General features: G+C 38.1%; 13 protein-coding genes and 1 pseudogene. 9 read left to right on the top strand and 5 right to left on the bottom strand.

The features are described from left to right. The 4 genes from L950_RS21510 to L950_RS21500 all read left to right on the top strand — a co-directional run. On the top strand, positions 1–3,002 hold a 3,002-nt coding region (locus L950_RS21510), incomplete at its 5' end, for a SusC/RagA family TonB-linked outer membrane protein (RefSeq protein ID WP_021191367.1). Positions 3,003–3,074: 72 nt separating this feature from the next. Next, positions 3,075–4,151 (top strand): RagB/SusD family nutrient uptake outer membrane protein, encoded by a 1,077-nt coding sequence (locus L950_RS21505; protein ID WP_021191366.1) that lies wholly within the window; start codon positions 3,075–3,077, stop codon positions 4,149–4,151. A 29-nt stretch (positions 4,152–4,180) separates the two neighbouring features. Then, positions 4,181–4,366, top strand: a complete 186-nt coding sequence (locus tag L950_RS37540; RefSeq protein ID WP_410528150.1) for a hypothetical protein — start codon at positions 4,181–4,183, stop codon at positions 4,364–4,366. Between the two features lie 240 nt (positions 4,367–4,606). Continuing rightward, positions 4,607–5,623 (top strand): hypothetical protein, encoded by a 1,017-nt coding sequence (locus L950_RS21500; protein ID WP_021191365.1) that lies wholly within the window; start codon positions 4,607–4,609, stop codon positions 5,621–5,623. Positions 5,624–5,686: 63 nt separating this feature from the next. Here the strand turns inward: L950_RS21500 and L950_RS21495 are convergent, their stop codons facing one another. The 5 genes from L950_RS21495 to L950_RS21475 all read right to left on the bottom strand — a co-directional run bounded on the left by L950_RS21495 (position 5,687) and on the right by L950_RS21475 (position 7,628). Next, positions 5,687–5,908 carry a hypothetical protein gene (locus L950_RS21495; RefSeq protein WP_021191364.1) on the bottom strand — a complete coding sequence of 74 codons (222 nt, stop codon included), beginning with the start codon at positions 5,906–5,908 and terminating at the stop codon, positions 5,687–5,689. Between the two features lie 119 nt (positions 5,909–6,027). Beyond that, complete coding sequence (locus L950_RS21490; protein ID WP_021191363.1) at positions 6,028–6,315, bottom strand: hypothetical protein; 288 nt, start codon at positions 6,313–6,315, stop codon at positions 6,028–6,030. 84 nt (positions 6,316–6,399) lie between these two features. Then, positions 6,400–6,783, bottom strand: coding sequence for a hypothetical protein (locus L950_RS21485; protein ID WP_156169802.1), 384 nt, complete (start codon positions 6,781–6,783; stop codon positions 6,400–6,402). Then, on the bottom strand, positions 6,780–7,022 hold the full coding sequence (locus L950_RS21480) for a hypothetical protein (RefSeq protein WP_021191361.1): 243 nt from the start codon (positions 7,020–7,022) through the stop codon (positions 6,780–6,782). Before L950_RS21480 ends, L950_RS21485 begins: the two co-directional genes overlap by 4 nt. 3 nt (positions 7,023–7,025) lie before the next feature. Further along, a complete protein-coding gene (locus L950_RS21475; RefSeq protein ID WP_021191360.1) occupies positions 7,026–7,628 on the bottom strand; it encodes a hypothetical protein in 603 nt (200 codons plus the stop codon). Positions 7,629–8,054: 426 nt separating this feature from the next. Here L950_RS21475 and L950_RS21470 point away from each other — a divergent pair, with 426 nt between their 5' ends. The 5 genes and pseudogenes from L950_RS21470 (at position 8,055) to L950_RS21445 (ending at position 11,684) form a co-directional block, all read left to right on the top strand. Beyond that, complete coding sequence (locus tag L950_RS21470) at positions 8,055–8,975, top strand: hypothetical protein (RefSeq protein WP_021191359.1); 921 nt, start codon at positions 8,055–8,057, stop codon at positions 8,973–8,975. A gap of 163 nt (positions 8,976–9,138) precedes the next feature. Continuing rightward, the gene (locus L950_RS21465) at positions 9,139–9,387 is read left to right on the top strand and encodes a hypothetical protein (protein ID WP_156169801.1); all 249 of its coding nucleotides are present in this window, start codon (positions 9,139–9,141) and stop codon (positions 9,385–9,387) included. A 612-nt stretch (positions 9,388–9,999) separates the two neighbouring features. Further along, positions 10,000–10,644 (top strand): DUF6266 family protein, encoded by a 645-nt coding sequence (locus tag L950_RS27200; protein WP_021191356.1) that lies wholly within the window; start codon positions 10,000–10,002, stop codon positions 10,642–10,644. A 70-nt stretch (positions 10,645–10,714) separates the two neighbouring features. Then, positions 10,715–11,227, top strand: a pseudogene (locus L950_RS21450) (DUF6266 family protein); the annotation flags it as partial. Between the two features lie 10 nt (positions 11,228–11,237). Then, complete coding sequence (locus L950_RS21445; RefSeq protein ID WP_031289156.1) at positions 11,238–11,684, top strand: DUF5675 family protein; 447 nt, start codon at positions 11,238–11,240, stop codon at positions 11,682–11,684. The last annotated feature ends 130 nt before the right edge of the window (positions 11,685–11,814 follow it).

Raw genomic sequence — 11,814 nt, 5'->3', positions numbered from 1 at the left:
GCTACAAAAGCCAAGAAATCAATTATACCTTAGGAGTATCAATTGTTGTAAAATTGATACCTGAGGATAATAAACTTGACGAAGTAGAAGTTGTGTCGACTGGATACCAGAAGATACCGAAAGAACGAGCTACCGGCAGTTTCGAGTTTGTCGATAATAAGCTTTTCAACAGAAAGGTGTCGACAGATTTTGTAAGCAGGCTGGAAGATGTGGTGCCGGGGATATCTTCTCTAAAAGTGTTTCCTGAAAATAAAGGTAAACTTTTAGGGATAAACATTCGGGGCGTAAGTACAATGCGATCAAATGTCTGGCCTCTAGTTGTCATTGATGGAGTGCCTTATGCAAATAATTTTGATATGCTGAACGGTTATTTTATGAATATCAATCCCAATGACATAGAAAATGTTACTGTATTAAAAGATGCGGCTGCATCATCTATATGGGGAGCTCAATCTGGTAATGGTGTTATTGTGATAACAACAAAACGTGGAAAATATAATCAGCCTTTTCAGTTATCAGTGAATAGCAACGTGACTATTGGAAACAAACCTGATCTTTATTACTATCCTCAGATGAATACGTCAGATTATATAAATCTGGAAAAGGAACTTTTCGACAAAGGCTACTGGGATAGCCGTATGTATGATTATTCTCAAAATTTAACACCAGTAATTCAATTGTTGAAAAGGCATAAAGAAGGTGATTTGAATGAGGCTGATTTGAACAGACAATTGGATGTCTTAAGAGGAATTGATATGCGCGATGATTTCAATAAGTATATCTATAGAAGATCAGTGAACCAACAATATAATGTACAATTAAGGGGTGGATCTGAAAAGATGAATACCTCTTTTTCCATAGGTTATGATAAGAATTTGGATAATCTGGTTACTTCTTCTTACAAGCGGTTCACAGCAAAGAATAATACACAGTTGCGTCCGATTAAAAATTTGACTTTAGATTTAGGGGTCACTTATACAGAATCTAAGCGAAAAGAAGCGCAGTCCAATATGGCCGGATATAATGCTATGGGCAGAGGAGTCGGAAACTTTCCTTATATGCAAATGGCAGACGCTAACGGTATTCCTTTAGCCGTAGATGCTATTGGATTTAATCCCATATTTCGTGATACTGTGGCTGGCGGACGATTGTTGGACTGGAAGTATCGACCTTTGGAAGAACTGGATGAATCGCACCTATTAACGAATATTAGGGAAACGTTTTTGAATCTAAAGGGGACTTATCAAATCTTACCATCCTTATCAACTTCCATCCTTTATGCGTATCAGAGAGCATCGCAGCCTTCGGAAAACTGGAAAGGAATAGGTTCCGCCTCGCAACGTGAGTTTATCAATTATCATGCATCATGGACTGAAGATGAGGTTATCTGGAATCTCCCGGTTGGTGATCAATTAAATATTCTGAACCGTAATAACAGTACGCATCAGATGCGTTATCAGATCGATTTTCAGAAAAATTGGAATGAGATACATGATTTTAACATGATCGCAGGGGCGGAGATTCGGCAGATAAAAAGCGATATGACTTCATCTGTATTTTGGGGATATGATAAGGAGGTACTGACCCATCAGCCAGTTCAATATGGAAAGCTGGTTCCTGCTTTAAATGGTATAGCAGGAGGGATGTATCTTGAAGATATTTCGCAGATGGAAGCTTATACCAATCGGTACACTTCTTATTTTTCTAACGCCTCTTATACTTTTAAAAAACGGTATATCTTAAGCGGGAGTGCTAGAAAAGATGCATCGAATCTCTTTGGTGTAAAAACCAATGACCGTGGTCAGCCGTTCTGGTCTGTTGGTGGTGCATGGTTATTATCCAACGAGCCTTTTATCGATAATAGGCTATTCCCAATGCTCAAGTTTCGCGCTACCTACGGATTTAATGGTAATGTGAACAATAGTACCTCCGCATATCCCATTATTAATATTCAGACATCTCCCAATTATATAACTGGTCAGCCTTATGCGAATATGCAGTCACCACCTAACCCCAGTTTACGATGGGAGCGTGTTGGAATGCTGAATTTAGGTTTTGATTTTGCTTTTAAAGACAGGATATCAGGATCTGTAGAATATTATATCAAAAAGCCAAAAGATCTCATCGCTGCAACTAAGATTGATCCAACTACCGGATACAGTTCTTTAAACATTAACAGCGCTGATCTACACGGCCGAGGAATTGATATTTCTTTAAATAGTGTGAATGTGAAAACTCCTGCTTTTCAATGGGTTACAAATTTGGTCTTTGCTTATAACCGAACTCAAGTATCTAAGTCATATTTAACAAGCAATAGGGGTAAAGATTATATAACCGGTGCTTACGGTATGCTCTTGACACCGATAGAAGGAATGGATCTATATAGTTTATTAACCTATAAATGGGCAGGACTGAATCCTGAAACAGGGATGCCGCAAGGTTATGTAGACGGACAGGTGTCAGAAGATTATGCGGGTATTGTTAACAGAAGTACGGTTCAGGATCTGGAAAATCATGGTACATTGAAACCTCCTTATTTTGGTTCTTTTCGCAATAGTTTTACTTATCATAAGTTGGAGATATCCTTTAACATTTCATATCAGTTGGGACATAAATTTTTAAGGACATCTTTTAATAACAAATTATTTATCGATAACGGGGTAGGGCATTCAGATTATGCACTGCGCTGGCAGCAAGCAGGAGATGAAGTTAGGACCAATGTGCCCGTTTTCACTTATCCTAACAATTTATATGCGAGTGATTTTTATCGGATTTCATCACCATTAGTAGAATCTGCTAGTCAGATTAAATTGCGCGATTTACAATTGAGTTATTCATTGGGAGCGTTACATAAAATAGGATTGAAGAATATGCGCGTATATGGGTATGCGCAAAATCTGGGCACAATATGGCGGGCAAACAAATTGGGACTTGACCCTGAGTCTGGCAACGCTATACCTGATGGATTATCCATTTCTCTTGGCCTTAACTTTAACCTTTAAATCAAAGATCATGAAATTTACAGTTTTATATATATTACTTGTCCTGTTCTTGGGAACATCCTGTTCCGGGTTTTGGATTTAAAACCGGAACAAAAAATGGCTGTTCCGAAAACACTTGAACATTGTGAATTATTGCTCAATGATTACAGTGCAATGAATACGGGATACCCTACCCTGGGAGAAATCGCTGCAGATGATTACTACTTGAATACTTCTGATTGGAAATCACTTTCTAATTTTGATGAACAGCAAACCTACAACTGGTCACTGGAATTTATGACGCTAAATACCCATTGGCAAAATCCATATAAAACAGTATATCTGAGTAATCAGATTCTGTCCATATTAGCGCAACTGGATCAAAATTATGATAAAGTAAAATATGGTAAAATACTCGGAGCAGCACATTTTTTTAGAGCTTTTGCTTTCCATCAAGCAGCTTCTGTTTTTACAATGCCCTATCAAGCAGAAACTGCGGAAACTGAAATGGGAATTCCATTGCGTCTGAAACCAGAACTTGATTATAAATCAACCCGGAGCAGTTTAGCAGAAACCTACACACAAATTGTATCGGACTATAAACAGGCGATTCGCTATTTACCTGAGGTCGAGACTTTAAAGGGAAGACCGGGTAAAGCCGCGGCATATGCTGGCTTAGCAAGGGTGTACCTGGATATGCAGGCTTATGATAAAGCTTATGCTAATGCAGATTCGTGTTTGAGATTGAGGCCTGAACTGCTCAACTATAAAGACTTAAAAGCTTCTGCTTCTTTACCCATTACTAAGTTTAATGTAGAAGTTATCTTTCCTGCAACAAGTATTTTTAGTAGTCCCCTGGGGCAGTCATTCGCCCGTATTGATCCCGATCTTTTTAAATCTTACGGTGAACATGACTATCGTAAAGGGGTGTACTTTAAACCTAATACATCTGAGGCGGGGACGTACGCATATAAAGGTTCTTACGATAATTCTACAACAACTCCTTTTATTGGGTTAACAACTAGTGAAGTTTATCTGATTCGGGCCGAAGCTGCTGTACGAACAAATAAAATTGGCCAAGCATTAGGTGATCTTAATATCCTTCTGAAAAATCGGATTAATCCTACTTTTTTACGGAAATCGCAGAAACTGATCCAAATGAGCTTTTAAGAATTGTCTTACAGGAACGGAGAAAGGAATTGGTTTTTAGAGGTAGACGCTGGTCTGATCTGAGAAGATTAAATCTGGATGACCGTTTTAAAAAAACTTTAAAACGTAGTATAGATGGACAAAACTATATACTTGAACCAAATAGTTTGAAATATGCACATTTAATACCTGATCTCGTCATATCAGAATCAGGAATAATACAAAATAAACGCTAAAATCATGTTGAAAAAATATATTACACTATTAATATTTCTATTTTTGAGCTCATCTATGTGGGCTCAAAATACGGAAATATTAGATCGAAGTCTAGAATTGCGAGTTGGACAGCCAATTCCTGATACCCAAAAATTATCCGTATTAAATAGCGCTAAAAATCAAATTTCACTGGATCAATTATTTAGTAAGATCATCATCCTTGATTTTTCGATACGTTTTGTACAAACTGTATCGCAGCAATGCCTAAGTTGCAAAAACTACAAAATGAATATGCAGATAAAATGCAGGTCATTTTGGTCACTTGGCAGGATAAGGCCACTATTGAAAAATTCTTTAAGACAAATGTATTTCTGAAAGAAAATAAGGTGAAACTCATTACTGTATATGCAGATACCTTATTACGGAAATATTTTCCTCACAAAGGAGTACCGCATACCGCATGGATTTATAAAAATAAAGTTCAGGCAATTACTTTTTCGGATTTTGTGAAAGCTGAAAATATTGAGCATCTATATGCAAATGGTTATATTCAGTTGCCTGTTAAGTCTGATTTTAATGATGGTTTTAAAAATGATACCATAAATGAGAGGGGCAAACAATTGGGATCTGTTTCTATTTCAGCATATAAAGATGCTGTAGATCCAAATGGAATTATAATCAAATACGATTCTATATCAGGTATGCAAAAAAGTTCTTTTTACAATATTGATATTTTAGGTGCTTATACTGGAGCTTTGAGTAAAATCAAAAAACCTGAGTTTTTATTAAAAGATGAGCGTATAGTTTGGAAGGTAAGAGATTCATCATTGTATAAGTATCCAAATGGAGAAATTGCTTTTAATGAGTGGCTGTTGCGAAATGGAATTTGTTATGAACGTTATGATCATGTTGTAAAACCTGATTCGGTACAAGCTCAGATCATTTTAAATGATTTAAATGGTTTTTTAGGATTGCATGTTTATTGGTCTAAAAGAGAAATGCCTTGCTTGGTTTTACAGAAAACTAATTTTGAAATTTCAGAGGCAAACTTAGATAAAAAAGAAGGTGGGATGGACGGATCCAGTGTGGTTACATTTATGATTGATTACCGTGGAAATTATCCTCCTGTGATTGATGAAGCACATACATCGGAAAAAATCCATTTGAAAAATTATTCGAGTATTGAAAGTATGAATAAGGAACTATTAAATTACGGCTTACTATTACGAAAGGAGAATAGAGAAGTGGATGTTCTCGTAATTGAGGAAGTCCGATAATGCATAAGGGGTTAGTTTTTGCTAACCCCTTTATAATAAAGTTATGTTTTGCGGTTAATCCGATTAACTTTTCAACTTAACATTCGCAGAAGGAGTCCTACTGTGTAGGGCCAAAATCATTTGATCTTTCAATGCTTCTGTAAGCTCCGGTTTGTTATTTGAGTCCGGGTTTGCTTGCACTGCGCAGATCTGATTTGCTCCAGCACAAGAAGGCGTTGTGCTTTGGAATGTATAGTCTTGAGAATCTGTTGGATTACCACTTGGGTCTAATGTGAACCAATTCATAATTACTTATTTCTTTAGATACTATCATAATTTAGTTAATTGATCTCGAAGACATTTTTATACGCTTCGGCCCCCTGCAAATTCCGAAAGGAAGATGCTTTTTTTGGCTTTAGGACTCCTTATTTGACCAAAAACTTTTCCATGTACCATTTTCTGGGGAATGTCGTAAATCTACGTCCATGTGCATCGCGCACCGGACCTGCGCAACAGCAGTTTCCGAATAAAGACCTGCGGTTTACCATAATCTGTCCAGCAGTTCTGCAGCTCATAGCTGTAGACTCGTAGCTCATCATGGAGCTAGCGTAGCGTCCGTTTTTTGGCTGCCTTCCAGATTGTCCTTTACTTGTCTTCTTTTGTTGCATGATGATTCTGTTAATATTCCTTTTTTCTTCTTTCGTATATTTCAAAGATATAATATCGATATTGGCTAAAACCGGTCATATGGTGACTGAAAAATGTTGTAATTTTGATGATTTGACATTTTTTTACGACTATCCGCTATCTCTTCTTGTAACCAGTTTTTTCTTAGCACGGTATATGGAGCTTTCAGATACATGAAGCAATCTTGCAAGTTCGTTATAGGTTAGATTGCGGTATAGCTCGGGTAACTGATCGGCAAGATAGAATAAGCGATCTGTGGCCAGGGAGATTGCATCCATAACCCTAAAGTGATCCAGTTGGTATTTCTTTTTATGTATTAAAAGCTGCAATAAGGTATCGATACCTTTATCATTGTTGCGGTAGGATTTTATTTTTTTGTAGGGGATCTGCAGTACGATTCCTGGCTTGATAGCAACAATATCTCCCAGTGCCGGGCTTTGGCTGTAATAATGCATGGTCGTGAAAAAGCCCATATTGGGCAGGGCAACTGTCAAGATCTGTTTATTGTCGTTACATGAGATGTACCGTTCTTTAACCAAAAACCACGTAGTACGATATACAGATTTTCTTGTTGACCGTCCGATTCATATAATACTTGCCCTTTTTTAACATGTAGGATCTGTGCATTTTTCTCCAACCAGTTTCTATGGAAATCTTCAAAAGGTGGATATATCTTTCTCCAATAGACATAAAAGTCTTGCAATGCTTCTTTTTCTGTGTAATAGATTCCCATAGTTTAGTCTAAAGTTTTATAAAGCACAGCGGTATTGCGTAGACGTCGCAACTGTGCGTCGCTAAGATTCGTAAATACAGCAATTTCATTGTCACTCAAATAGTCGATATAGGGTGCGTACTCTTCCAAGAAGTAATGTAACCTTTCATGACGATCGGAAAGCTGTCTCAAAAATTCTGATAAAAAGTGTTTGGAACCATATAGAAGATCAATATTTGCTCGCCACTGATTGAATTCTGCGACATCTGTGCTGATCATATGCAGTTTGTCTAGCGGTATTTCGAGCAACCAGGTAGGTGCCAGCGCTTTTGTATAAAACCGAAAATAGATCTGATCATAGATCCAGCAGGTGTCGGGAGTCAAGAGTTGGATCAATGATGAGGGCTCAATACTCCGTTTGGTACGATGGTATTCTTTTATCAGTCCGTGAACCAAAAAGAAAAGGCTGGCTTGGGGGTGTTCTAATCTTTGACCAGGTTTCAAATAGTGAACCTGAATACTTGCTATTAATTCCTGTTCATGCGAACAGCATTGGATACCCAATTCTTTTAACCGGAGAAAGAAATAGGGGAGTAACCGCGCTTTAATTTCAACATCATTTTTCATATCTATTAAGATTTAGAGATCAACCTATATAGCATGTTGGTGTTATATTTTTTTATAATAGGTCGCGTCAAATAACATATAAATTGATCTATCATAAAATTAAGGCCTAATATGATAGTCTGGAAGGTATCTTTTATTCCACAGCTTGCTCTTTGGAGGTATTTATTATGCACTTGTATTGTTTTGGTTTATAAAATGTTTCTAAATGAAATTTTTGAGTATATTTTATACCATTTGCTGTATTTTATATAAAATTTGGTAAAATAAATTTTTGTTTAAAACGATATTTTAATACATTTAAAGTTTCTGTTATTTATAGTGTTAAATATATTGCTATATATAAAGTAGTTTTATGAAAGAATTCCATGATAACCTATTTGACTGATCGTTAGAATTGAGCCGGATCCAGTCATCCGTGCCGAGAAATTGATAGCGGTATTTGGCGTTGGAAAAAGGTCTATTATCAACAGGGCGAAAGGATATACGGTGCTCCGGGTGGATGAAATACAGAAATTGATGGCAGTTTTTAGTTTCAGCTGGATAGATATAGCAAAGCTAAATGGTGAAGCTTATTTTGACAGTTCATTATATGATTATGTCAGGCTTACAAAGGAAAATTTTTTTCGTGAAATCTCCAAATATGTGCGTATTTACCGAGACCTTCTGGAAGAGATGTTACAGATGGAGAATCCCTGGATTAAGATCAGCTGCTCGGATGTACCGATGTTTCATATCATGAGATTTGAGCATTTGACCTATTTTAAGCTCTATATGTATTATCATCATAAGTTTGATAAAAGCATCACTTATGAAAAATTTAAAGAACAGTTAAAATTGCTCTGCCTGGATGTATCTTTTGAAACTATAGCACAAGCTTATGCTTCCATTAAAAGTTTTGAAATTTGGGATCGTAAAACTTTTGAAGAATTGCTGTTGCTGCTTAAAGAATGCAACGATTACGGCAAATTTGAAGAAAATGATTCACTGCGCATATTAATGAAAGAAACGAATTTACTGGCCAGGTACCTGAATACGTGTGTAAAGTCTGCCCAAAAAAGTGATCGGGCGGAAGTGAAGTTTTACGAGTATGAATCCATTCTGAGGGATGGTTTTGTGGTTTTTGGAAATGGAGAGCGTCCGTTTAAATTGAGCAAGAATGAATTTATGCTGCAGAGTTTTGTAACCAGTGACCCGATACTGATGGCAGATTTTAATGATTCATTTGCTGCATTGATAGGCCGTTCTAATTTTCTGATCAAAACTTCGGTGCGAAATCAATGTTCTTTTGGTACACATTTTCAGCAGCTTTTCAAGCTGTACAAGAAATGTATTTTCCATCACAAATAGCGCTTTTTCTTTAAACCTGTCAGTTGCTGACTATACAGCAGTTTAGAAGGGAATTGACGCTAACATGAATCATATGGAGGAAAACCAATCGTGTCGTTGTCTCGGACAACCATCGGAACCAAAGGGCTGCCAGCATAATTGCTGGCTTGTTTTTTTAGAGTCCTTGAGAAAAGAGATCCTGGATTGCAAAACGGAAATCAAAGATCTGATCTGCCGTAAAATTCCCGATCAGCCCGTGGTATTGGTAAGTAGTAGAGAGGTATGCCAATACGCAGTCATCACTCCTAAAACACTCTACCGCTGCGAGAAAAAAAACATGATCAGCTACCATAGCAGGACCAGTAAAGGCAAACTGTATCGCTATGAGGATATGGTCAAACTGAAAAAAATATACCACAATCTACCTGATTGAGCATACCATTGATAGATCTATATTCCGCCCGGAATAGCGACCTTATTTCTTCTTTCGTATTTCCGTTTCTACTTCAATTTTTTTTAACTTTTGCTAGGGTTTACTAGCCATTGTATTCGCACACTGTTCGGGAAGGCTTCGGCAATCCTCTACCGTTTTCCTTCTTTTTGTCTACTTTTTGTCTACCGTTTGTCTACTGTTTCGGTATAGGCGAGGTATAGGAATGGTATAAGATCGGTATACTTTTACCGAATAAAGGGCGAACAAGTCCCGAGCAAGTCCCGAACAGCTCTCGAACAAATGAGCTTTAAAATTGGCCAGTGACGGAGTAACAAAGTGATCAGTGGCAGAGTGAAAATAGACGTTCATTCTAACGTTCTAACCTTATAATTATTTAACCATCGAACTCATTAAGAAAACGCATAGGACAGCAACTGGACAATTTACTTTTCTTATGGTTCTTATCCCCAATTTGGACTGGTCAGCAAGTGGACAAAGGTGTTTTACCTCTTGATTTTGAGCTGTTTCATGTCGTATGTTTGCTTTTGTAAAGTGAGCTATACCGGTATGCATCAATGCTTTATGATGGTTTAATTTTTAAAAATAAAAACAATGGGAACAATTTTGCACGGAGCGCTAGGAGGATTTAGCGGTAAAGCGGGAGCTATTATAGGTTCTAGCTGGAAAAGTATTAATTATATTAAGGGATTGTCTAAGAAGCGGACAAAACCTGCATCGGAGGAGCAGCTTATACAGCAGGCGCGTTTTTATACGATTGCCAAATTCATCATGCCGATAGCACCTTTTGTCGAGCTGGGCTTCGGTCAGATCAATGCCGATACCATGACACCTACCAATGTGGCACTGCAGACCAATATCAAGACCGCGGTGGTGGGTACATATCCCAATTTTACGCTTGACTATAGTAAGATCTTGATTTCAAAGGGTAATCTGCAACCTGGTGGTACCATCGGAGCCAGCGCTTCGATCGGTATCCTCTCGGTTACCTGGTCGCCCGAGGCTATTGAAATACAGAAAGGCGAGTTAGATGATGCCGTACATATTTTGTTGTATGTACCTGCTATCGATGAGTTCTTAACGGCTCCTGTTCCACCGACTAGAGGAAGTGGGGCAGTGGATATCGAATATCCTGAACATTTCATGAGTGAAAAGGCACATGCCTGGATGTTCTTTGCCGATAGAAAAGGAAAACGCATAAGTAGAACGAATTATCTTGGTGAACTTGATTTAACGTAATGGTTTAACCTGTAGCCGGTGTAAAATGCCGGCTACTTAATCGATGTAAGATGAAAAAAATCAAAGTGAAAATGGTAGTCAGACGGTACGCTTAAAATTTCAAAAGGCCCGTCAATTTTTAAATCCTGTCAACGCAGTTATCCAGCTGGGGTTCAACCGCAGCAAAAACAAAGGTACTGCTATAGGTAGAGCCATGTCGTTTACCTTGCATAGTGCAATGGAGGGAACGTACCCTGATATCACGGTGAATCCGGCCAAAGCTAAACTAAGTGTGGGCACTAAGGGTGTTTTAACAGATGTACAGGTTGACCGGTCGTCGAACACTATCCGTATGAATTGGGATTCGACTGTCAGTTCAGGAAATAGGAATATTGCTGCAGATGACCGGGTATTGCTTTGTGCTTATGCGGTAGAGCAGGAACTTGCAGCGGTCAACGAGGGACAGGTGTGGCGCAGCGCTGGCCAAATGGATCTACAGTTGCCTGACGGGATGATGCACATGCCAGTTCACCTTTATTTAGTTGTGTACGACAGGAATAAACGTAACTGCAGTGACAGTCAGTATCTGGGGTTACTTAAATAGGCTCATGGTGATGAAATCTGTAGTAAAAGTATTGCGTAAAAAGCATGGGAAGAACAGTACCCTGTCTGAAATCTACCTGAATAATCAGTTTATCTGCTATGGTCTAGAAGACATCCCTCGGGAGAAAAAGATACCAGGAAATACGAGCATTCCTGCAGGAAGATATAAGCTTGGTTTCAACTGTGATGGCGGTATGAACGGTAACTATTATGAGCGTTTTCCTAAACTCCATAAAGGAATGATCGAAATCAAGGATATTCCTGGGTTTAAATATGTCTACATCCACATCGGAAATACGCACAAAGAAACGGCTGGTTGCCTGCTCGTGGGAACGGGTTATGTGTTTGAAAAAGGAGAGTATCGTTTGCTACAGTCGGTGATGGCGTATAAGAAATTGTATGCATTGCTGGTGGAATTGATGGTTAGCGGGGAGGTGTTTATTAAAGTTGGTGAGTAAGGTAGTGATAGATTAACCAAATAACTAGTGAACGATTTGTCACTCATGCCGTGACAGGCAATTACTTTTTTTCGTTAAGGATTTGATTTTATTGGCACTCAAGATTCTCTTCGAGGTTTTCCTTGATGAA

The organism is Sphingobacterium sp. IITKGP-BTPF85 (assembly GCF_001006065.1).
GTDB lineage: Bacteria > Bacteroidota > Bacteroidia > Sphingobacteriales > Sphingobacteriaceae > Sphingobacterium > Sphingobacterium anhuiense.
Note: the sequence above shows the minus strand (reverse complement) of the source record. Positions and strands in the feature narration are given on the sequence as shown.

Bases quoted from the DNA above. Each gene is read 5' to 3' on its own strand.
- L950_RS21500 (WP_021191365.1), top strand. From the start codon at position 4,607: ATGCCTAAGTTGCAAAAACTACAAAATGAATATGCAGATAAAATGCAG.
- L950_RS21495 (WP_021191364.1), bottom strand. From the start codon at position 5,908: ATGAATTGGTTCACATTAGACCCAAGTGGTAATCCAACAGATTCTCAA.
- L950_RS21480 (WP_021191361.1), bottom strand. From the start codon at position 7,022: ATGGGAATCTATTACACAGAAAAAGAAGCATTGCAAGACTTTTATGTC.
- L950_RS21475 (WP_021191360.1), bottom strand. From the start codon at position 7,628: ATGAAAAATGATGTTGAAATTAAAGCGCGGTTACTCCCCTATTTCTTT.
- L950_RS27200 (WP_021191356.1), top strand. From the start codon at position 10,000: ATGGGAACAATTTTGCACGGAGCGCTAGGAGGATTTAGCGGTAAAGCG.
- L950_RS21445 (WP_031289156.1), top strand. From the start codon at position 11,238: ATGAAATCTGTAGTAAAAGTATTGCGTAAAAAGCATGGGAAGAACAGT.